At 29.0% G+C, this 22,080-nt stretch carries 25 protein-coding genes; 19 read left to right on the forward strand and 6 right to left on the reverse strand.

The window, feature by feature from the left end:
- Positions 1-22: 22 nt before the first annotated feature.
- The 6 genes from Q0J35_RS00785 to Q0J35_RS00810 form a co-directional block, all read right to left on the reverse strand.
- Positions 23-1,360, reverse strand: a complete 1,338-nt coding sequence (locus tag Q0J35_RS00785) for a sodium-dependent transporter (protein WP_297192094.1) — start codon at positions 1,358-1,360, stop codon at positions 23-25.
- Positions 1,361-1,368: 8 nt separating this feature from the next.
- Positions 1,369-2,796, reverse strand: a complete 1,428-nt coding sequence (locus Q0J35_RS00790; protein ID WP_297192096.1) for a sodium-dependent transporter — start codon at positions 2,794-2,796, stop codon at positions 1,369-1,371.
- Between the two features lie 105 nt (positions 2,797-2,901).
- Positions 2,902-3,873: a GDP-mannose 4,6-dehydratase gene (locus Q0J35_RS00795; RefSeq protein ID WP_297192814.1), complete on the reverse strand. Its 972-nt coding sequence runs from the start codon at positions 3,871-3,873 to the stop codon at positions 2,902-2,904.
- A complete protein-coding gene (locus tag Q0J35_RS00800) occupies positions 3,870-5,768 on the reverse strand; it encodes a 6-hydroxymethylpterin diphosphokinase MptE-like protein (RefSeq protein ID WP_297192098.1) in 1,899 nt (632 codons plus the stop codon). The genes Q0J35_RS00795 and Q0J35_RS00800 overlap by 4 nt, the downstream gene beginning before the upstream one ends.
- Complete coding sequence (gene pseI, locus Q0J35_RS00805; protein WP_297192100.1) at positions 5,765-6,793, reverse strand: pseudaminic acid synthase; 1,029 nt, start codon at positions 6,791-6,793, stop codon at positions 5,765-5,767. Before pseI ends, Q0J35_RS00800 begins: the two co-directional genes overlap by 4 nt.
- A 16-nt stretch (positions 6,794-6,809) precedes the next feature.
- Positions 6,810-7,289 carry a GNAT family N-acetyltransferase gene (locus Q0J35_RS00810; protein ID WP_297192101.1) on the reverse strand — a complete coding sequence of 160 codons (480 nt, stop codon included), beginning with the start codon at positions 7,287-7,289 and terminating at the stop codon, positions 6,810-6,812.
- 318 nt (positions 7,290-7,607) lie between these two features.
- On the opposite strand from Q0J35_RS00810, the gene Q0J35_RS00815 reads away from it, so the two are divergent.
- The 19 genes from Q0J35_RS00815 to Q0J35_RS00905 all read left to right on the forward strand — a co-directional run bounded on the left by Q0J35_RS00815 (position 7,608) and on the right by Q0J35_RS00905 (position 22,072).
- Entirely contained in the window at positions 7,608-8,402 is a 795-nt protein-coding gene (locus Q0J35_RS00815; protein WP_297192103.1) for a hypothetical protein, read from the forward strand.
- Positions 8,403-8,417: 15 nt separating this feature from the next.
- Positions 8,418-8,990: a cysteine peptidase family C39 domain-containing protein gene (locus Q0J35_RS00820; RefSeq protein ID WP_297192105.1), complete on the forward strand. Its 573-nt coding sequence runs from the start codon at positions 8,418-8,420 to the stop codon at positions 8,988-8,990.
- Between the two features lie 76 nt (positions 8,991-9,066).
- Positions 9,067-9,609, forward strand: coding sequence for a hypothetical protein (locus Q0J35_RS00825; RefSeq protein ID WP_297192107.1), 543 nt, complete (start codon positions 9,067-9,069; stop codon positions 9,607-9,609).
- Positions 9,606-10,478, forward strand: coding sequence for a hypothetical protein (locus Q0J35_RS00830; protein WP_297192109.1), 873 nt, complete (start codon positions 9,606-9,608; stop codon positions 10,476-10,478). Before Q0J35_RS00825 ends, Q0J35_RS00830 begins: the two co-directional genes overlap by 4 nt.
- A gap of 209 nt (positions 10,479-10,687) precedes the next feature.
- Positions 10,688-10,882, forward strand: a complete 195-nt coding sequence (locus Q0J35_RS00835) for a hypothetical protein (protein WP_297192111.1) — start codon at positions 10,688-10,690, stop codon at positions 10,880-10,882.
- Between the two features lie 118 nt (positions 10,883-11,000).
- Complete coding sequence (locus Q0J35_RS00840; RefSeq protein WP_297192113.1) at positions 11,001-11,201, forward strand: hypothetical protein; 201 nt, start codon at positions 11,001-11,003, stop codon at positions 11,199-11,201.
- A 16-nt stretch (positions 11,202-11,217) separates the two neighbouring features.
- On the forward strand, positions 11,218-12,120 hold the full coding sequence (locus tag Q0J35_RS00845; protein ID WP_297192116.1) for a hypothetical protein: 903 nt from the start codon (positions 11,218-11,220) through the stop codon (positions 12,118-12,120).
- A gap of 108 nt (positions 12,121-12,228) precedes the next feature.
- Positions 12,229-12,795 carry a hypothetical protein gene (locus Q0J35_RS00850; RefSeq protein WP_297192118.1) on the forward strand — a complete coding sequence of 189 codons (567 nt, stop codon included), beginning with the start codon at positions 12,229-12,231 and terminating at the stop codon, positions 12,793-12,795.
- Positions 12,796-12,808: 13 nt separating this feature from the next.
- A complete protein-coding gene (locus Q0J35_RS00855) occupies positions 12,809-13,837 on the forward strand; it encodes a hypothetical protein (protein WP_297192120.1) in 1,029 nt (342 codons plus the stop codon).
- Between the two features lie 108 nt (positions 13,838-13,945).
- Positions 13,946-14,440 carry a hypothetical protein gene (locus Q0J35_RS00860; RefSeq protein WP_297192123.1) on the forward strand — a complete coding sequence of 165 codons (495 nt, stop codon included), beginning with the start codon at positions 13,946-13,948 and terminating at the stop codon, positions 14,438-14,440.
- A gap of 12 nt (positions 14,441-14,452) precedes the next feature.
- Entirely contained in the window at positions 14,453-15,544 is a 1,092-nt protein-coding gene (locus Q0J35_RS00865; RefSeq protein WP_297192124.1) for a hypothetical protein, read from the forward strand.
- Positions 15,545-15,880, forward strand: a complete 336-nt coding sequence (locus tag Q0J35_RS00870; protein WP_297192125.1) for a nucleoid-structuring protein H-NS — start codon at positions 15,545-15,547, stop codon at positions 15,878-15,880.
- Between the two features lie 143 nt (positions 15,881-16,023).
- Positions 16,024-16,416, forward strand: a complete 393-nt coding sequence (locus Q0J35_RS00875) for a hypothetical protein (protein ID WP_297192127.1) — start codon at positions 16,024-16,026, stop codon at positions 16,414-16,416.
- A 100-nt stretch (positions 16,417-16,516) separates the two neighbouring features.
- The gene (neuB, locus tag Q0J35_RS00880; protein WP_297192130.1) at positions 16,517-17,512 is read left to right on the forward strand and encodes an N-acetylneuraminate synthase; all 996 of its coding nucleotides are present in this window, start codon (positions 16,517-16,519) and stop codon (positions 17,510-17,512) included.
- Complete coding sequence (gene neuC, locus Q0J35_RS00885) at positions 17,509-18,654, forward strand: UDP-N-acetylglucosamine 2-epimerase (protein WP_297192132.1); 1,146 nt, start codon at positions 17,509-17,511, stop codon at positions 18,652-18,654. Before neuB ends, neuC begins: the two co-directional genes overlap by 4 nt.
- The gene (locus Q0J35_RS00890) at positions 18,651-19,688 is read left to right on the forward strand and encodes a nucleotidyltransferase family protein (protein ID WP_297192134.1); all 1,038 of its coding nucleotides are present in this window, start codon (positions 18,651-18,653) and stop codon (positions 19,686-19,688) included. Before neuC ends, Q0J35_RS00890 begins: the two co-directional genes overlap by 4 nt.
- Complete coding sequence (locus tag Q0J35_RS00895) at positions 19,685-20,602, forward strand: Gfo/Idh/MocA family oxidoreductase (RefSeq protein WP_297192136.1); 918 nt, start codon at positions 19,685-19,687, stop codon at positions 20,600-20,602. The genes Q0J35_RS00890 and Q0J35_RS00895 overlap by 4 nt, the downstream gene beginning before the upstream one ends.
- Complete coding sequence (locus Q0J35_RS00900; RefSeq protein ID WP_297192138.1) at positions 20,595-21,305, forward strand: acylneuraminate cytidylyltransferase family protein; 711 nt, start codon at positions 20,595-20,597, stop codon at positions 21,303-21,305. Before Q0J35_RS00895 ends, Q0J35_RS00900 begins: the two co-directional genes overlap by 8 nt.
- Positions 21,305-22,072, forward strand: coding sequence for an oxidoreductase (locus Q0J35_RS00905; RefSeq protein WP_297192140.1), 768 nt, complete (start codon positions 21,305-21,307; stop codon positions 22,070-22,072). Before Q0J35_RS00900 ends, Q0J35_RS00905 begins: the two co-directional genes overlap by 1 nt.
- Positions 22,073-22,080: the final 8 nt, after the last annotated feature.

A 22,080-nucleotide genomic window follows, 5' to 3' on the forward strand; every position in this document is an offset into this window, starting at 1 on the left:
ATTCTTAAAGATGTAGCAAAAATTAGACAAAAATTTGATAAATCATAGTTATCAAAATTGCAAAAACAGCCACAAATCTAAGGCAAAACAGCCAAATTTTAAATACTTTTTTAGACATAAATTTAGAAAAAAGTTTATAAATTTTTTTCACATCAACAAAAAAACCAACAAAGATAGCGACTAGCAAACTTCCCAAAGGAAGCAAGATATTTGAGCTAAATTTATCTAAGATAGTAAAAAAATCATAAGAAAAAAAGCTAAAAAAGCTTGAAAAATCTTTATTTATAGACAAAATACAAGCACAAGATAAGGCAAAAACCAAAAAAGACAAGAAAAATAAGGCTTTTTTTCTAGAAAACTTATACTCATTGATAAGATAAAAGGTAAGTGGTTCTATCATAGACACAGCAGAGCTAATGCCTGCTAAAAAAAGAGCTAAAAAGAAGTAAAAGGCTAAGAAATTTCCAAGATAGCCTAGATTATAAAACAAGCTCATTAAGGATATAAAGACAAGTGAAGAGCCTTGCTCATCTACTTTGACATCAAATTCAAAGATGAAGGTAAAAACTATAAGTCCCATTAAAAGAGATATTAAGACATTTAAAAAAACTACCACAAGTGAGCTAGTTATGAAATTTGTCTTTGAGTTTAAGGAAGCTGAGTAAGTTACTATGCAACCTATGCCAAGACATAGGGTAAAAAGTGCTAGACCCAAAGCATTTAAGGCTGAGCTAAAGCTTAGATTTTCTAACTTTGGATAAAAAAGATAAGAAAATGCCTGTGAAAAACCTTTTTCAAAGCTAAAACAATAAAATAGCAAACATAAAAGCATTATAAAAAGTGTTGGCATTAGGATTAAATTTAGCCTTTCAATGCCCTTTATTATGCCCTTTGAAACTATAAAGATAGTAAGTAAAAAAGATATGATAAAAAACAAAAAAGATGAGTAAAGATCTGTGCTTATAAGATTTTGAAAATCTATTTTAGCCTCATATAAGCTGCTTGGAAGATAAAAAAGTGAGACCCACATATATCTTAAAGCCCAAGCCATAACCACAAGGTAAAAGGATAAAACAAAGATACCTGTAAGCATAGAAAGACCGGCAAAACGCCATTTTTTGCCATTTTTTACAGCTAAACTCTCATAAGCATTTGCTAAATCACTTCCACTTAACCTACCCATAGCAAGTTCAGCTAAAAAGAGAGCTAAACCTACAAAAATAGCAAAGAAAAGATAAAGCAAAACAAAGAAAAAGCCACCATTTTCGCCAACTAGGGTTGGAAATTTCCAAGCGTTTCCAAGCCCTATGGCTCCACCAGCTACTGATAAAACAAAACCTATCTTGCTAAAGGTATTCAACTTAAATCTCAGCTAAAAATAAATAAAGCTTTTAAATAAGCAAATATATAAGCAAAAAGCTGAGGATAAATTTGATTTATCACAACTATGATTATAGCAAGTGGGGATATGTATCTTAAAAAGAAATACCAAAGAGAAAAGAAAAAGTCATTCATATATGGAGAAAATAAAATTTTAAGCCCCTCTTTTTTCATAATAAAGCCTACAAAGATAGCCGCACAAAAGCCACCTATTGGCATTATGATATTTAATGAGAGATAATCAAGTATATCAAAAACGCTTTTAGTCCCAAAAAAGATTAAAGAGCTATTTGTAAAACTCATAAAGGATAAGATACATAGCACTCCAAGTATAAAAACAACTATAGCTATATAAGCAAGTGCCTTTTTTCTAGTAAAATTATAAGTGTTTATAAGATAAAGTGCAAAAGGCTCTATCATAGACACAGCTGATGTGATACCAGCAAAGAAAAGTGAGATAAAAAAGCATACGGCTAGGACATTACCAAAGCTGCCGAGATTAGAAAAAAGTGTGGTTAAAGAAACAAAGATAAGTCCGGGTCCTTGAGAAACCTCGCCTCCAAATTCAAAAACATAGGTAAATACCACAAAGCCCATCATAATGCCTATGAGGATGTTTATGAAAATTATTACTAAGCTTGCCTGTATGAAATTTGTTTTATCTGGTAAGGAGGCTGAATATGTTATTATCGTGCCAACTCCTAAGGATAAGGAAAAAAAGGCTAGTCCAAGTGCAGAAAGCACTGAATTTTCATTTATCTTACCAAATACAGCTTCAAAAAAGCCAAGCTCTTTTATGGTGCTTAACTCAGGAAAGATTAAGAAATGATAAGCCTTTTCAAAGCCAGAAAAAGACATAGAATAAAGTAGCATAAATAAAAGCAAGATGAAAAGTATGGGCATTAGCCAGACATTTAGCCTTTCTATGCCGTTTTTAATGCCCTTTGAAACTATGTAAAACATAAGTATAAAAACAAAGAGAAAGCAAAAAAACTGCGATGTAAAATCATTGCTCATAAAATTTGCAAAAAGAGCTTTGCTATCTTGTATATTATTTGGTAAATTAGAAAAAGAAATCAAGGTGTATTTTACTATCCAGCCTATAACCAGACTATAAAACGAAACGATTAAGATAGCTCCTATCATAGAAAAACCAGCAAAGCCCCAAAGATTTTTGTAATTTGGTGCTAATGTTTTATAAGCATTTACCGGATCTTTCTCGCTTAGCTTTCCTATGCTAAGCTCAGCTAAAAAGATAACAAGTCCTACTATAAGAGTTAAGAGAAGATATAAAAGTATAAAGCCTATACCACCATTTTGCCCCACCATAGTAGGAAATTTCCACGCATTACCAAGTCCCACAGCAGATCCAGCCACTGCTAATACAAAACCTATTTTGGAAAATTTAGAACTCAACTTTGACCTTATTTTAAAATTTTTAAATCATTTAAGCAGAATATATATTTATTTTTTCTTAAAAACTGTGTTAATAAATAAAATTTTGACCTAGTTTTTTCTTTTTTAAACATTATAAATACCGCTTTTGTATTCGCTTAAATTCTTTTCTATATAGCTTATCGTAAGTGCTAATCCCTCATCAATGCTTATCTTACTGCTCCAAGATGTTTTTGCTTTAAGTTTAGAGCTATCTCCTAATAGTCTGGTAACTTCGCTATTTTTAGGACGCAGTCTTTGCTTGTCTGTGATAATTTTTACCTCTTTGTTTGTAAGTTTTAAAACTTTATCAAGGACTTCTTGCATAGAGTATTCTACCCCACTTGCTATATTAAAAACTTCTCCAAAGTTATTTAAATTTAAAAGAGAGATAAAGCCCTCGCAGGTATCAAGCACAAAATTTAAATCCCTTTTTGGACTTAAATCGCCAAGTTTTATTTCTTTTTGACCGCTTAAAATTTGAGTTATTATGCTTGGAATTATAGCTCTTGCACTTTGCCTTGGACCGTAAGCATTAAATGGTCTTGCTACTATCACAGGTAAATCAAAGGAATTATAATAGCTAAGAGCCATCATATCAGCAGAAATTTTACTAGCAGAATACGGGCTTTGAGGTTGTAGCGGGTGTTTTTCATCTATTGGTGTGTATATGGCAGAGCCATAAACCTCGCTGGTTGAGGTATGTATAAATTTAGAAACACCTTCATTTTTAGCCGCTTCAAGCATATTTAAAGTGCCTTGTATGTTTGTATCAACATAACTTTGTGGTGCTATATAAGAGTATGGTATGGCTATTAAAGCCCCTAAATGAAATACTACGTCTATATCTTTTACAAGTTTAGCACAAAAAAAACTGTCTCTTAAATCACCGCTTATTAGCTTTATATCTTTTAAAAATTCACTTTTTTCAAGATGTCCCCAAAAGTTAAAAGAATTATATTGGCTTAAGGCTCTTACGCAAAAACCTTTCTTTACCAAGCTTTCACAAAGATGAGAGCCGATAAATCCATCTGCTCCTGTAACTAAAATTTTCACTATTTTATCCTTTTTATGTATTTTGCAAAATCTTTTTCTAAGATATTTTTAAAAGTATCAAAAGCTTTGTTTATCTCATTTTCATATATTTTTGTATTAGCTTGTATAAAGATAAAATATGCACTAAGCTCATTTAACAAGGCATTCATTTTAACAACAAGATCCTTTTCATCTTTTGTAACTAGGACTACAATTTTGCTTAGATTCATATTAAACTGCGTAATCACAGGATATATAAGTTCGTAAAATGTATCTAAATTATTTTCATCTTCTAAAAAAATTTTAGCATTTTCAGCCTTTATCAACAAGGTTTGTAGCTTTGTTTTTATATCTTTACTATCTTTGCCATCAAGTATCGTTTGCATACCAAGTTGTAGTTCTTGTATATTTTTATTTAAAAAGTCTGTGTATATTTTAAAATCTTTTTTTATCTTAGAAAGTTTATAAAAAATTTTAAGCTTATATTCGCTTTGTTTTTCTTTTTTGCTTCTTTCTAGAGGCACGTCTTTTTTATCTTTTGTGCAAAAAAGCTCTAATGCCTTTTTAAAAGGCATTTCTTCACAAAAATTTATCTTTGCACCACCTTGAGTTGCATTTATAACTCTAGCTTTAGTGCTTCTTAAAAAGATTTCTAAATTTTCTTTAAACATTAGCCAAGTTTTATGGCTTTTTACAAAACCATTTCCGCCGTAAGCCGGAATTTCTATGTGTTCGTATATAGTGCTTTCAAAATTAGAACCGTTTTGATAGTCTTTTGGGTGAGAAGCACCGCTTTCATCGTAGGCTAAATCTTGACCTATGATTATGATATTTTTAAAACCTAGCCTAAAAGAAGCCGTATTAAAGGCTAAAACTGCAACATTGCTTTCATTTATCACATAGCCAAAGGCTCTTGGAGTGAGACGAACAGACAAATGGAGAGATTTTGCCATTATTATAAATTTTTTATTTTTTTGTTTTAAATATTTTATGGCATTTTTATGCACCACAGCATCTACTATAAAGATAGTATCTTTATCATCTTTAAAATCGTGATTAAAAAATTCAGCCGTAAGCTCTTCTCTTTCAAGCATAAAAACATAATCAGGCACTATATTATTTCTCATAAGTATGCTATAAGCAGAATCAGCACAAAATATAACAGCCTTTTTTTCATACTCTTTTAACAAAGGAAGCTGTTTGCTAAGAGAGGGTCCCGTTGATACTATTATAGCTGTATCATTTTGAAATTTTCTTTTTTTAATCAATTCTAAAACTGTGAAATTCTCGCACATATCATTTAGATTATAAAGATACTGTGAGGTTCCTTTTAAAGCGTCTATTGGGTCATTTCCCCTAACTTTTGCTTGATATGAAAAACCTTCTATCATAGCTTTATTTACTCTTATAATCTCATCTTCAAATTTAGAGTAATAATCGCTGTGAAGCTCTAAATGATAAATCCTAGAAGTATATAGCAAGGCATTTATGCCACATAAATTTATAAAATCATAATTTTCGTAAAATTTAGAAGCCATGAGTATGATTTTTTGGGCTTTAAGTTCATTTGAAAAGTCTATGTTGCTAAACACAGTAAATAAAAGTTCTAGGTCGTTTTCAAAGATCACTATGTGATTTAATCTCTGATTTTGTGCTAAAGTTTTATATAAAATTCCATTTCCAAAACCATAATAATAAAGCACAGGATAGTTTATATACTTTTCATTATAAAGTTTTAGCAAATTTTCAAGCTCTTTCAAAGCATTTTGATACACCAAATGCCCCCCCCCGTTTTGTAAATTTATGTCTATATTATTTATGCCAAGTATTATTTTATAGGGACTTTGTTTTATATTTATTAGCTCTTGTTTTAATCTTTTATCACTTAAATTCTCTAAATTTTTTTCAAAAATATTCATAAATCTCCTTCATTTAAGGCATCTGCGAATTTTATATCTCTTTTTGCTTTTTTTCCTAATAAGTCTTTGTAAAATTTTGGGTGCAAACCAAAATTTGGTCTGATTGATTTGATGTTACTTTCTGTAAATATTTCTCCTTTTTTTATGTCAGCACTAGCATACAAACTTCTTGCAAATACTCTGTTTTTTAAGCCCTTTTCATCAAGTTCTAAGCTAGGTTTTCCAAGGGCTTCTTCTGTTTTTCTTATATCCTCACATAAGCTTTTAAATTCATTAAAATCAAGTGAAAAGGCACTGTCCTCGCTTTTTATGCTTTTATCAAGGCAAAAATGTTTTTCTACAACCCTCGCACCAAGCGATACTGCTATGATACTTGAGAGATTATCTAAGCTATGATCGCTTAAGCCAACTATACAGTTAAATTCTTTTTTTAAAAGATTGATAGAGCTTAGATTCATATCTTTTGTATCGGCTGGATAGCTTGAAGTGCATTTTAGAAGTATTAGATTTTCATTTTCTTCCTCTTTGCAAATTTCACAAATTCTTTTTAACTCCTCTTTTGTAGCTATTCCTGTCGATACTAAAACAGGTTTTTTTTCTCTTATTACAAGTCTTGCGAAATTTTCATCATTTGCTTCAAAGGAAGCTATTTTATAAGCTGGTGGGTCAAATCGTTTTAAAAATTCTAAGTCATCTTTACAAAAAGGACTTGAAAAGCATATAATACCGGCATCTTGTGCTGCTTCAAATATCTGTGAATGCCATTCATATGGTGTTTTTGCATTATCATAAAGTTCAAAAAAGCTTTTTTTATCCCAAAGACCACCTTTTATTATAAAATCATCTTTTTTTGAATCAAGTGTAAGGCTGTGTGGCGTGTATGTTTGAATTTTTATCGCATCAGCTCCAGCCTCCTTAGCCGCTCTAACGCTTTGCAAGGCTATATCTAAGTTTTGTGCGTGATTTGCTGAAAGTTCAGCTACTATAAATACTTTTTTATTTAAATCAAAATTTCTTATATGCATAAAAAACCCTTAATATTCATAAAATTTTACTTAAAGCCTTTAAATCCATTTCATTTATGATAAAGCTTTCATAATCTTTTTTCATAGGAATTAAATTTATGGTATCTGTGTAAAATTTAAGTCCTTTTTTATTGTTTATATCACAGAAAAAGCTTAAATTTATAGCATTGTTTCTTAAGCATTCATCTACCAAGCCTTTAAATAAAGCTTTTCCAAACCCTTTTTTTCTATAATTTTTGTCTATGTAAAAAACTTCCAAATTTACCCCCTTTTTACCTGCGAAAGATATAAAAGAAAAGTAATAAATAGCTAATCCAACTACTTTTTTTCCATAGTCTAAAACTAGAGCATTAGCAAAGTTTTCATTAAAAATATTTTTTATCAAATCTTCTTTAGAACAGGTAAAAAATTCTAGCACATTATCGTGCCTTGCTAAATCTTGCATCATATTAAAAATGGCATCTATATCTTTTATATCGGCTTTTCTTACAAGCATTTAAATCCTTTTATATTCAAAAATTATATCTTTTTTGTTTTAAATTTTCTAAAGTTTTAAGCAATTTTTTAATGTTTTTTTGCATATAGAAATTTGCTTTAATTTTTAGGAATACTTTTTGCTTATATTTAGAAAATTTTAAAAAGTATTTTAAACAAAATATGTTTAAAAAAGGAGAATACTATTAATGCCATAAGCAACAACAATATAAATTATTTTACAAATACAGCTTCTAAACAAAATTTTAATTCTAAAAGTTTTGATGATGAGTTAAATGAAAGTATAAATTTTGTAAAAAAGACAGATAGCAAATATGAAATGCTTGTAGAACGAGAAGATATGAAAATAACAAAGTATGAAGATGGAACTATAGTTTATAAACCAGATATTGATAGAGGTTCTTATTTCTCTGATATGCTTGATAAAAATAACATTTATAAAAAAGTCAATGATTTAGAATTTAGATCAGCTTTTGATACTCTTTTAAACGAAGCTAAGTCAATTTTAAACTTTGTTATAGAGCAACAAGGAAGCGATAGTGATCTTTCTTGGAATTTGCAAATGAATTATTCATCTTTAGAAATTTCGGTTGATTATGCTAATTCCCAATTAGACAAGATAAAACAAATGCTAGATGAAAAAGACTATTCTCTAAATGAAAATGGTGAGCCAAAAATTATAGATGAGATAAATAATTTTTTTAATTTTGGCTACTGGGACGAGTTTGCTTCATTCTTTAATTATGTAAAAGACAAAGTAGGTGGTCTTGATGAAAACAAAATTTTAGATAATCTTCTTATACTTAGAAATTTTCAAAATAAAGGTAATAGCAGTATAGAATTTGCAGATGGAACAAGCACAGAAATAATACACAAAAAAGAAGGTGGCATTATATTTAAGGTAAATGGAAAAGAACTTGATTTAAGCAAAGAATCACAAGAACTTGAAAACACAAAATTTAACACTCTTTTTTCTATCTTTAACACTAGAGAAAAAGAAGAAAATTTAAAAGAAAGAATTAATTTAAATTTAGAAGAAAAATTTAAAAATACCAGTTTAAATACACAGCAAAGCCTTTTAAGTGAGCTTATACAAAAAAAAATTATGAAGTAGATTAAGAGTATTGCTATGAGGTTTGCTTTTGTGTCTTTGCTATTTTTGCTTTCATTTTCAAAAGCTGAATTTGTTTTAAAATCAATACAAGAGCTTAGAAATGAAGCAACCGTAAGGCAAAACTACGAAGAATCTTGCGGAGCTGCTTCTATGGCAAATTTACTTAATTTATTTTCTTTTAAGCTTTTTAAGGAACAAGATATTTTAGATTTATTAAACCACAAAACAGATATGCTATCTTTTTTCGAGCTAAAAGACCTTGCTATAAAAATGGAATATGAAAGCGAGGCTTATAAACTAAGTAGAGATGAGTTTTCAAATCTTAGTATGCCAGCCATAGTAAAGGTTCAAAAAGATCCTAGATTTCCTCATTTTATAGTAGTAATACCAATAAAAGGTGATTTTATCAGGATAATAGACCCAAATTTTGGTTCTTATATAAGCTCTAAAGATGAATTTTACTCCATTTGGGATATAGATAAACAAGGTGGATACGTTCTTATAGTCTTGCCAAAGGATATGAATTTTTTATCTATTAAAAATGAGATCTTTTTTAAAGATTATCATTCAGATAAAACTAAATTCTAGGAATACTTTTTGCTTGTATTTAGAAAAATTTACAAAGTCTTTTAAACAAACTATGTTTAAAAAAAGGAGAATAAATATGAAAAAAATATTTCTAACTTTTTTAATCTTTCTAAGCTTAAGCTATGCAAAAGACTTAGATATATTAAGTATAGCAAGCAATGGTTCTTTAAGTGATAAAACTTCATATAAACTTAATGATGATGAGTTAAAACAGGTTGTGGGTGGGTTTGTTCTTTATAGTAGTGATATAAATTATCTTGTAGGTCGTGTCGGATATAGGGATAGATTGGGTAAAAACATTTGGTATAAGGAGTATTATTATGTAGTTCCAGATAAATACGACAGCCCTAGTGATTTAGTATTTTATAATTGGCTAACAATATTAGATCCTATCAATGAATATCCAGTGATAGAAGCTACATATAATTTTCAAACAGGACAAATAGATACTAGATTTATAGTTGTAAATACACTTACTCAAGGGCATAGAGACGGTTTTAAAATAGATCCATTGGCACAAGAGATTTATAATAAATTATCCCCAATTGCAAAGCAGTGGATATACAATAATAGATATCGCATAGATCTTTTATACGGTCAAAATAGGGTAGGTAAATGATAAATTTTGCAACTAGCACACAAGTTTTTACTCAATCATCAGATAAAATTTATAAAAGCGATGTTAAAAACACACAAGATGAGAGTAAGTTAGGAAAGGTTCAAGTGTGGTTTAATCCGTTATTTGTGGAAGGCGGTAAGGAGTTTAAAGATAGCATAATAAATCAATCTATAAATATAAAAGATAGCCCTAATTCCACCTTAATCACTCATTCACAGGCTAGTAATGCTAGAGCAAGGATAGATAAGTTAATAAAACAAGTCTTTGATAGTGCTTTAGAGCAAGCAAAGGGCGATGATAAACTCTATAATGATTTAATGATGATGAATCCTAGCAATGATACAAAAACTTATATAAATTTTGAGGAGCTTATGAATAAAGCTGATAAACTTTTAAAAGAAAAAAATACTGATAATTTTAGTGAAAATAGTAATGAGCTTTATCTTGATATTAATTTGTATTTTGCCGATTATTATTCTTATGCTATTGGTTTTGATGATCTATTTTCTTATCTAAAAGAAAAGTTACCAAATTTAGATATACCATATGATGAAATAAATGAAAATGTTTCAATTATAAAAGACTATGTAAGCAGTAATTATAAGAGTATAACCCTTGATAATGGCGTAGTTGTAAAAGCAGATGATGATATGCTTAAAATATATAGAGCAGATGATAAATTTAGTGAGATAAACGTTGAAAACACAAAATTTAATACCCTTTTTTCTCTCTTTGATAGTAGAGAAAAAGAAAATATTTTAAAAGAAAAAATTAATTTAGAAGAAAAATTTAAAGATATAAATTTAAATACAAAACAAAGCCCTTTAAGTGAGTTACTAAGAAAAGATTTTAAAAAGGATAAAATTTAATTTAAGCAAAAAAAAAGTATCTTTAGGAATACTTCTTGCTTGAATTACTTTAAGTTTTTATATATTTTTATATCTTTATATTTAAAAAGTATGTGTTTCAAAAAGTAAATTTTTTAAAATAAAAATAATTTTAAAAATATATAAAATAAAAAAAATTATGTTTTAGATATAATTAAATTAACAATAAAAACATCTGAGGAGAAAAATTTATGAAAAAAATATTTTTATCTTTCTTACTATTTCTAAGTTTAATTTCTTTTACTTATGCAAAAGACTTAGATATACTAAGTATAGCAAGTAATGGTTCTTTAAGTGATAAAACTTCACATAAACTTAATGATGATGAGTTAAAAGAAGTTGTGGGAGGGTTTCACTTAGTCAGCGATATGCCATTTTTTTTATAATGGAGTTACAAATGCTTTTGGCAATAGGCTTTATTTTGAAGCCTATTATGAAGTAGCTGCTAGTAATATAGCAGAGAGTTTTTTTATAAATAATTCAACTATAAATTTTGGGGAAAAGGTGGCATTAAGAGGAAATTATGATTTTAAGTCAAATACTATGACTGTAACTCTTGTTGCTTTTAATAAAAATACTAAGCAAATAAGAATGTTAAATCAAAATCATCCAGATGTATTGACTATAAACAGGCAATTAGGACAACTTGTAAGAAATTATATGAATATACATAAGAATACTTTGTTTGATAAAACAAGACTCTAAAACAAGGATTTAAGAAATGATAATACAATCTAAATCTGTATCAAATTTAAATGCAAACACTTTTAACAATAGCTCTAGTGTGGTAAATGTAAAATTTAGTGAAGTTTTAGGTCAAAATGTACAAGCTAATTCAATCAAGCTAGATGATGAATCCATACAGCCTTCAAGATATCTTGGATACCAAAATAATAGTCTTGAAATAAGCGATGATGCTTTTAAAAAATCTATTTTAGAACTACAAAGCTTATTTTCAAGTGCTATAAATTCCCTTAAAATTAGAGGATTTGACGAAGAATATGAAAAAGCAAGTGCTATGTTTAATACGCTTGAAAGTAATTTTTTGAATGACAATTCTTTTAATAAGGTTCTAAGTGTAAGCGAGTTTAAAAAAAGCATAGAACCTCTTGTAAAAGATGTATCTACGCTTTCTAAATACGAAAAACACAAGGATATTTTTGTAGAAAAATCAAAAGAATTAGCAAGTAAGATGAGTGCTTTTTTTGATAATTCAAGCACCAATCTTGCCACATCTTTTTTGGATATACTTGCTTATATAGGGGATAAACTACCAAATTCGGCTTTGGATAGGATAAACGAAAATATAGAAAAAGTTTTTTCATATCAGAAAAATACTATAGAAAAAAATAAGATATCAGATGAGTATATCCTCATACTTAGCGATGGCACTATCATAAAAACAGATGATAACTTTGAAAATTTAGATTTTGTTATAATAAATCCAAAAGAGCAGGTAAAAGTAAGTGCTAAATTTGAAGATGAAAAATACGATTCTTTGTTTTCTATGAAAGATAGCGAGAATGATTCTTTTATAAAGATTGAAGCAATAGAAAGTAAGAGACTTTATAAAAACACAAAACAAAGCCCTTTAAGTGAGCTTTTAAATTCTAAGGACTTATAATGTTTAAACTGTTTCAAAAAGTAAAAATACTAAATAAAATTACTTTTTTTAATATTTAGTTTTTTACATTGTGTGTTAATGTAAAAAAAAAATATAAGGAGAATAAATATGAAAAAAATATTTCTAACTTTTTTAATCTTTCTAAGCTTAAGCTATGCAAAAGACTTAGACATATTAAGTATAGCAAGCAATGGTTCTTTAAGTGATAAAACTTCACACAAACTTAATGATGATGAGTTAAAACAGGTTGTGGGCGGGTTGTATGTAAATCATTTCGAAGCTTTTTATAATCCTAGCGGTAATGGAACGGGAGTTTTTAAACAGTATTTTACACTAAGTCTTAGTGATGATGAACGCAGACTAGGTTCTATATGTTTTGATACTCGTTGTTCTAATTATGGCTATACGTCACAAGCTATGTATAATGAGTTTGTGCTACATACAAGAAGCGGTAAAGATACAGCTTTTTTGTTGGCTACATATGATACGAGCACAAACTACATACGATATGATTTTCTTGTAAAGCACAGTCCAGATGATAGATTTTATTTTGTTGCAACTCCATCTATACAGTATATAAGAGACGGTATAGTTATTACTACAAATATAAATGATATAGTTTATCAAAATGCACACCTTTTGCAGTATATTCACAATAACGGTAGATTGCCATGAAAGGAAATTTAAGATGATAAATACAAATGTTGTTTTTACTGGGATGAAAAATTATGAAGCTAATAAAACAATAAATTACAAAGACACTTCCTTTGACAACAATCTTTATGAGATTCAAAATACCATTGTGCAAAAAGATGGCTTTGATTTAAATTTCATAAAAGATTATATAAGTAATGCTTTTGAAGTTGATAAAAATGTAGATAAATATGCAAATTCAAAACTAGATACTAGTAAATTAAATATAAAAAATGCTAAAGAAGATTTTGAAATTCTTAAAGACGGTTCTATGCATATGACATTCTTTCCAAAAAGCACAAATAGCTTTTTTTCTTCATATCTAAGCAGTCAAACCCAAAATGAGGTTAGCGAAGCTTCTTATAGACAGTCTTTGCTTAATCTTATAAGCCTTGCAGAACAAATTCTTTCTTATGTAGAAAAAGAACAAGGTTTAGATAGTAAGCTTCATTGGGATTTGCAGTCTTATTTGATGATTATAAAATCAGATGTAGATATATTTGAAAAAAATCTTGCAAATATATACGAAAAAGTTCAAAATTATGACGGAAGCAAAGAGCAAAAAGATGAAATTTTACTAGAAGCAAACAAATATACTTATGGTATGCAAGGATCAGAGGTTTCTTTGGCTAATTTTTTTGATTATGCAATAGAGCAAATAGACGGCTTGGATAAAGATTACATAATGCAAGAGCTAAAAAATATCAAGGGCTACCGAGATAGCAACTCCTTAGATAACGGTTTAACACTTATGGACGGCACACAGCTTAGCTTAGATGATAATGGAAATTTTGATATAAAGCTTTCTTCTAGTTTGGCATTTTCAAATTTGGATTTAGCAAATTTAGATATGAAAAATAGAATTTTTAACACCCTTTTTTCTATTTTTGATAATAGAGAAAATAAAATGAAAGAAAATTTAAGTTTAAAGCAAGATATAAATTTAGAAGAAAAAGCTAAAAACACAAAGCTAAACACAAAACAAAGCCCTTTAAGTGAGCTTTTAAATTCTAAGGACTTATAATGTTTAAACTGTTTCAAAAAGTAAAAATACTAAATAAAATTACTTTTTTTAATATTTAGTTTTTTACATTGTGTGTTAATGTAAAAAAAAAATATAAGGAGAATAAATATGAAAAAAATATTTCTAACTTTTTTAATCTTTCTAAGCTTAAGCTATGCAAAAGACTTAGACATATTAAGTATAGCAAGCAATGGTTCTTTAAGTGATAAAACTTCACACAAACTTAATGATGATGAGTTAAAACAGGTTGTGGGCGGGTTTTATATACTCAATACCAACAAACCTTATTTTACTGATAGTGTCATAAATAATTACGGTCAAAAGTTCGGATTTACAGCATATTACGAGTTAGGATATAGCGATAACTTTGAAAAATCGCTTATTGATAACGCAAATTTTAGATTTAACGATAAGGTTGTTATAAAAGCCCATTATAATTTTAAGACAGGTAAAAGCGATATTCAGCTAGTAGGATTTAACAAATATACAAAACAAATAAGAAGAGTAGGGCACAATAGTTTAATAAATAATTTAATACCTCAGGTTCAAGGCTTGTTAAATAAGCACAAAGATAGCCTTTTTAACCCATACAATAGATTCTAAAAAGGAGCGAAAGTGTTAAGCAGTTCTATTGCTAATGGCTTTTCTTCAGAAGATAAGTTTTTTTCTGAGCTATACACTTCTAAAAATAAGATAGATATAGACTTTGATAAGGCTTTGAGTGATTTAAAAAATGGTGAGTCCGGTTTTTCGCTTTTATGGGATAAGAAAGATGTGGAAAATGAGTTAAAAGCTTATTTTAGAGATGGTAGATCTATTTATCGTAAAAGTTATTATACTGATAGGTATTTTAATACTTATACCAACAATTCTTTTAAGATGGATAAAAGAGATAATTATATAAGCGAACAAGAGCTTAAAAATGCTATAAATTATCTTAATGAAACCTTTAACTCTGTTAAAAACTTTTTTGAAAGCGAATTTGGAAAAGATAGTGCCACATTCATACAACTTGAAAGATTTGATTTACAGATACACGATTCCTTATCTTTATCAGAAACTACAAGCGACTTTAGAGAAAGGATAGAACCTTTGGCAAAAGAGGTTTTATGGCTTAGTAAAAGCGAATCTCAAAAGGAGCTTTTTGCTGAAAAATCAATCGAGCTGGGCATAGAATTAAGGCATCATTTTACCGGCGATAGAATTTTTAATGCTTTTTCTCAAGTTGCTGATACTTTTGATTCTATTTTTTCTTATTTTGAAAACAAAACCTTAGGGCTTGATATGAAAAAGATAAGAGAAAACATAGAGCTAATAGCAAACTATGATACAAGTTATGCTAAACCCACTCCTATTGGTGGCGAATATACCCTTACCTTTTCAGACGGCACACAGATAAAGATGAGTGATGATATAAAAAGTTATGATTTTAAGATACTTGATAAAAATAATCAACTTATCTTGGCTGCCGACTTTGATGATGATGTTATAAGCTCTCTTTTTTCTATATTAGACTATAGAGACTTAGAAACTAGGACAAAAGAGTATTTAAATAAAACTAAAGATGTAAATTTAAAACAAAGCTTTGATAAAGAAGACCTAAGTAAGTTACAAAATTTAAGTTTAGAACAAAAATTTAATAGCACTACAAATTTAAATAAAGAAGAAAAAAGCCCTTTAAGTGAGCTTTTAAATTTAGAGTTTTAAATGCTTAAAGTCTTTAGGACCGCTTTTATAAAAATTCTTTTGTTTTCAAGCCTTTTTGCTTCTGATCCTATCACTTTTGATTCTCTTTTTAAAAAGCAACTTGGGCTTAGAATGGTAACAAGTTTTGAGTATTTAAGCAGTGGCAATGCCGATTTTTACAATACTTATCCATACATAAGCACCTATAATGATGGAAAAAACTATTTAGATAACAGGCAATTTAGTTTAAGACAAAGTTTTATTTGTTCTATAAATGATAGTTTAGATATCATAACAAATGCTAGACTTTCATACACTCAAAGCGACACTCAAGAGGGTGGTTTTTCACTCCCATAGTTTATAAAACAGAGCAAAGAACAAATTTTGATAATCTTTCCTTAGGTTTTATATATTCTTTTGCTTCTATAGGTTCTTTTATACCGCAGTTTTCGGCACAAGCATCCATTTTTGATAGAGTACGTTTTACTACTTCTGCAAAGATGTTTTATGCAAAAAGCATAAACGCACAGTTTAGTCTTAAAACTTATAGTGATCCTATAGTTTTATCTATATACTTTGGTGGTGGATATAATGATAATTTAAAATTTAAAAGTAATACTGTAAAATTTGGTAATGCGATTTTTGCAGGTATTGACAGCTCTATCATACTAAGTCCTAAAATTTCACTTGATATAGGTTTTTCTCAAACATATCAAAGTTCAAGCAAATTTAATGGTGTAAAATATACTAGCAATTACTCCATACCAAATACCTCTTTAGGATTTTCTTACAGCTTTGACAATGACAGTGCCGTTGCTGTTTCAAGCTCTATTTCAGGGTCTTCTTCTGCACCTAGCTCTATATTCGCACTATCTTATTGGAAAAAGATCTAAAATTATTTGTAAAACTATTGCAGAAAGTGCTTTAGTGCATTTTTGAAATTTTTAGAACGCTTTTTGCTTTTCTTTTTTTAAAAAATGTTTAGGGTAAAAAATGCAAAAAACTATCGTTATAGCAGAAGCTGGAGTAAATCATAATGGGGATTTAAATATCGCTAAAAGATTGATTAAAGAGGCTGCAAAAGCTGGTGCGGACTTTGTGAAATTTCAAAGTTTTAAAGCAAATCTTTTAGCTAGTAAAAGTGCGAAATTAGCTTCTTATCAAAGCAAAAATATCAAGGAAGATAACCAGCTTTCTATGCTAAAAAAACTAGAGCTTGACAAAAAAGCACACTTAGAGCTTATAAAAGAATGCCAAAGATGTAACATTTCTTTTTTATCCACTGCTTTTGATAGCGAAAATTTAGAGCTTTTAAACGAGTTAAAACTTGAACTTTTTAAAATTTCAAGCACGGATTTAACGAATTTACCATATTTAAAAGAAGTAGCTAGGCTTGATAAAAAAATACTTTTATCAACTGGTATGGCAAATTTGGCTGAGGTTGAATTTGCTATTGATATTTTGTGTAAAAATGGAACAAAAAGAAAAAATATTACATTGCTTCACTGCACTAGCGAATATCCTGCACCTGTTGCCGAGGTAAATTTAAGAGCTATGCTTACCTTAAAAGAAGCTTTTAAACTCAAAGTAGGGTATTCAGACCATACAAAAGGCATACATATAAGCTTAGCTGCCGCAGCCTTGGGTGCTGTTGTCATAGAAAAGCATTTTACCTTAGATAAAAATATGCAAGGACCAGATCATAAAGCATCTTTAGAGCCAGATGAGTTAAAAGCTTTGTGCGATGGCGTTAAGGATATAAATTTAGCTTTAGGAAATGGTATAAAAAAGGCTAGTAAGAGCGAAAGGAAAAATCTAAAAGTAGCTAGAAAAAGTTTAGTAGCCTTAAAAGATATAAAAAAAGGAGAGTTTTTTAGCAAGGAAAATTTAGGCACAAAAAGACCGGGTAATGGAATTTCTGCTTGTAAATATGATGAATACTTGGGTAAAATGGCTCTTAAAAACTACAAAAAAGATGAGTTAATATGAGAAAAATTTGCGTTCTTAGTGCAACTAGGGCTGAATGGTATCTTTTAAAAAACATTTGCAAGGAAATAAAGGCTGATAAAGACTTGACACTCCAGCTTATAATAAGCGGAACACATCTAAGCAAAGAGTATGGAAGCACATATAAAGATGTGCAAAAAGAATTTCACATAGATAAAAAGGTGCATATTTTAAGTAAAAATAATGATTCTTTAGGAATTTGTAAAAATATAAGTGTGGCTATTGCTAAATTTAGTCAGGTTTTAAATGAATTAAAACCAGATATAGTCGTGATATTAGGGGATAGATATGAGATGTTAGCTCTTGCTACTGTTTGTCTGATACTGCAAATACCTATAGCACATATATACGGCGGAGAATTAAGCCTTGGTGCTATTGACGATAGCATAAGACATAGTATAACTAAAATGTCAAGCTTGCATTTCGTAGCAGCTAATGAATATAAAAAAAGGGTTTTGCAGCTAGGAGAAGAGGAAAAAAGGGTGTTTTTTGTTGGCAGTTTAGCCGGCGAAAACATAGCTAAGATGAAGTTTTTAAGCAAAGATGAGCTTGAAAAAGAGCTTGGCATTAGCTTTAAAAGAGATATTTTTTTGATAACATATCATCCTCAAACTATAAATTCAAAAGATAAAGAAGAATTTGGTATTTTTTTAAATGAGCTTTCAAAGCTTAGAGACTCAAGCCTTATTTTTACAAAGGCAAATGCCGATGAAAATGGTAAATTTATAAACGAGAGCATAGAAAAATTCTGTAAAAACAATGCAAATGCCAAGCTTTTTGACAGTTTAGGAGCTTTGAAGTATCTAAGTTTAATGAAAATTTCAAAGGCTGTGCTCGGGAATAGTTCTAGTGGAATTTGTGAAAGTCCATTTTTTAAAACACCTTGTATAAATATAGGCGATAGGCAAAGGGGCAGGATTAGAGCAAGCAATATAATAGACTGCGATATTAAGAATTTAAATGAAGCACTTAAGAGATTAGATTCAAGCGATTTTAAAGAAAATTTAAAGAATTTTAAAAATCCTTTTGAAAACAAAATGGCAAGTAAAATGATAAAAAATGTTTTAAAAACTGTAAATTTAGCTACAATTTTAAATAAGGAATTTATGGATATAAAACAATGAATATAAAAAAACTTAAGTTAAAAGAAAGCTCAAGCATAAAAGAGGCTTTAGAAGTCATAGGATTTGAGAGAGTTAGACTTGGGATAGTGGTATCTAGCGATGATAAATTTTTGGGCATAATAAGCGATTCGAACATAAGAAAAGCTTTAGTAAGCGGCTTTAGCATAAATGATAGCATAAAAGAAATTTACACTAAAAATCCTATAACAATAAGTCCAAAAACAAGCAGAAAAAAGCTTTTAGAACTTAGTTCAAAAACGGATATTTATGATTTTCCTGTATTAGATGATAATGGTAGGTTGTTGGCTATAAAATCTATCGCTTCTGTTTTGAATGAAAAGCATAAAAACAAAATCATCTTAATGGCTGGCGGACTTGGCACTAGACTAGCTCCGCTTACAAACTATACTCCAAAACCTATGCTTAAAGTAGGAAAAAAACCCATACTCGAAACCATTATAAATAGATTTTCAAATCAAGGTTTTGAGGATTTTATCTTGTGCGTAAATTACAAAAGAAAGATAATAGAGGATTATTTTAAGGACGGAACAAAATTTAATGTTAATATATCTTATGTAAGAGAGAAGAAAAAATTAGGCACAGCCGGAGCTTTGTCTTTGCTTGATCAAGATTTTAAAGAAAGCTTTATAGTAATGAATGCTGATATATTAACAGACCTTGATTTTACAGAGCTTTTAAAGGCACATAAGAAATCAGGAGCTTTAATGACTGTTTGCCTTAGAGAATTTTCTCAACAAATTCCTTATGGTGTTATAGAAACAAAAAAAGGTTTTGTAAAGGATATAAAAGAAAAGCCTGAACAAAAATTTTTGATTTCAGCTGGTATTTATGTTATTGAAAATGAAGTTTTATCCTTTTTAAACAAAAACGAATACCTAGATATGCCAAATCTCATAGAAAAACTTGTAAAATTAAATGAAAGAAATGTTTTTTCTTATATTATAAGCGATTATTGGATAGATATAGGAAGGCTTAGTGAGTATAAAAAAGCAAATGAGGAGTTTGTGCTATGAAAATTTTGATTATAGGTTTTGGAAGTATAGGCAAGAAGCATTTTATAGCTTTGAAAAGAAAAGGTTTTGATGTAAGCATTTGTTCTAAAAGCTTTAAGAAGGATAAATTTAAAAACCACAAATTAACAGTTTATGAAAATTTAGAGGATATAAAAAAGCTTGATAAATTTGATATGTTTATCATTTCAAATATCACTGTTTCTCATTTTTCTACATTGCAGTTTTTAGATACAAATTTGCAAGATAAAATAATTTTAGTTGAAAAACCTTTATTTGAAAGCTATAAGGATTATAAACAAAGCTCTAATAATAAAATTTTTGTGGCATATCTTTTGAGATTTCACCCTGTGATTAAAGCTTTAAAAAAGCTTTTAAGCTATGAAAAACCTTATTTTGCAAATTTTGTTTGCAATTCTTATCTTCCAAATTACCGAAATGATGATTACAAAAATAATTATAGTGCCAAAGAAGAGCTTGGAGGAGGTGTTTTGCTTGATTTATCTCACGAGATAGATTTGGCTTCTTATCTTTTTAAGGATTTAGAGCTTTTATATTCTCAAAATGAGAAAATTTCAGAGCTGGATATAAGCAGTGATGATTTTGCTTTTTTGGCACTTAAGGGCAAAAATGATGAAAAAGTATTTATTAATCTTGATTATTTTTCAAAAAAGCTTTCTAGAACTATAAATATTTGCACTTTAAAAAGAAGTTTTAAGGCTGATTTGATAAAAAGTTACATTAAAATTTACAAAAAAAATGGTAAGGTTAAAAAGATAAATTTTAAAAATAGCACTATAAAAAATTTACAAGCTTTGCATAAGGCTGTTATGAAAAATGATGAGAATTTATGCACCCTCGAACAAGGCTTAGAGCTTTTAAAGCTAACTGATAAGGTAAAGATGAGAAATGGCTGAAATTTTATGCTCAATTTGTGCAAGAGGCGGTAGCAAAGGTCTTAAAAACAAGAACATAAAAAAGATAAATGACTTAGAATTGATAGCTTACAGTATTTACCAAGCTAAAAATTCAAAACTTTTTAAACATATAGTAGTAAGCACTGATAGCGATGAAATTATGTCTGTAGCTAAAAAACACGGTGCTTGTGTCTTTTTTAAAAGAGATAAAGAGCTTGCTTTAGATAGTGCAGCAAAACTACCTGTTATAAGGGACTGTTTTTTAAGAAGTGAAAAATACTTTAACACAACTTTTGATTACGCGATAGACCTTGATGCTACTGCACCGCTTCGTTCTAGCAAAGATATAAAAGATGCCTTTAATCTTTTTGTAAAAAGTGGAAAAGAAAATTTAATAAGCGTTACTAAGGCTAGAAAAAGCCCGTATTTTAACCAAGTAGAGTTAAAAGAAAGTGGAGAAGTTAGACTTTGCAAAAAAAGCCTTGTGAAAAGGCGGCAAGATGGTCCAAAAGTATATGATATGAATGCAAGTATTTACATTTTTAAAAGAAATAGATTGCTTAAGAGCGATATTTTATTTGGCAAGAAAACGGCTTTGTTTGTTATGAATGATGATACCGCATTTGATATAGATAATGAGCTTGATTTTAAGATAGTTGAATTTTTAATCAAAGAAAAAAACTTAAAAATAAAGGATCTTTAGTGCTGGATAATAAAGTTGTTTTTATAGCTGGAGCTTGTGGGCGTATAGGAAAAGAACTAAGTAAGCAGTGCCTTGAAAATAAAGCTTGTATAATTATATCTGATATGAATGAGGAAAATTTAAAATTATTAGAAAAAGACTTAGGAAAAAATTCAGAGCAAATTCTTGCTTTAGAAACTGACATAAGTTCAAAAGAGAGTTTAAATAAGGCTATAAATGCTTCATTAAAACATTTTTCAAAGATAGATTCTTTTGTAAATACCACTTACCCATACCCAAAACATTGGGGAAAAATTCCTTATTATGAAGCTAGTTTTGAACAAATTTGCGAAAGTTTAAATATGCACTTAGCAGCTTATATATTAGCAGCACAGGAATTTATAAAATTTTTTAAAAAACAAGGCTTTGGAAATTTGATAAATTTAAGTTCTATAATGGGCTTTAAAGCACCAAAATTTGAAAATTACGAAGGCACTTCTATGCAGAGTCCTTTGGAATACAGCGTAATAAAAGCAGGCATAAATCACCTTGGAGTTTGGTTAGCTAAAGAGTGTTTTAAACAAAATATAAGAGTAAATACAGTTTCAAGTGGCGGTATAAAAGATTGTCAAAGTGAAACTTTTTTAAAAGCCTACAACAAATCTTGTGCTTCAAAGGGTATGCTTGATACTAGTGATCTTTGCGGTGCTATTTTATTTTTACTTAGTGATCTTAGCAAAAACATTACGGGTCAAAATTTAATAGTAGATGATGGTTGGTCTCTTTAAGCTTTATT

Source organism: uncultured Campylobacter sp. (assembly GCF_944323605.1).
GTDB lineage: Bacteria > Campylobacterota > Campylobacteria > Campylobacterales > Campylobacteraceae > Campylobacter_D.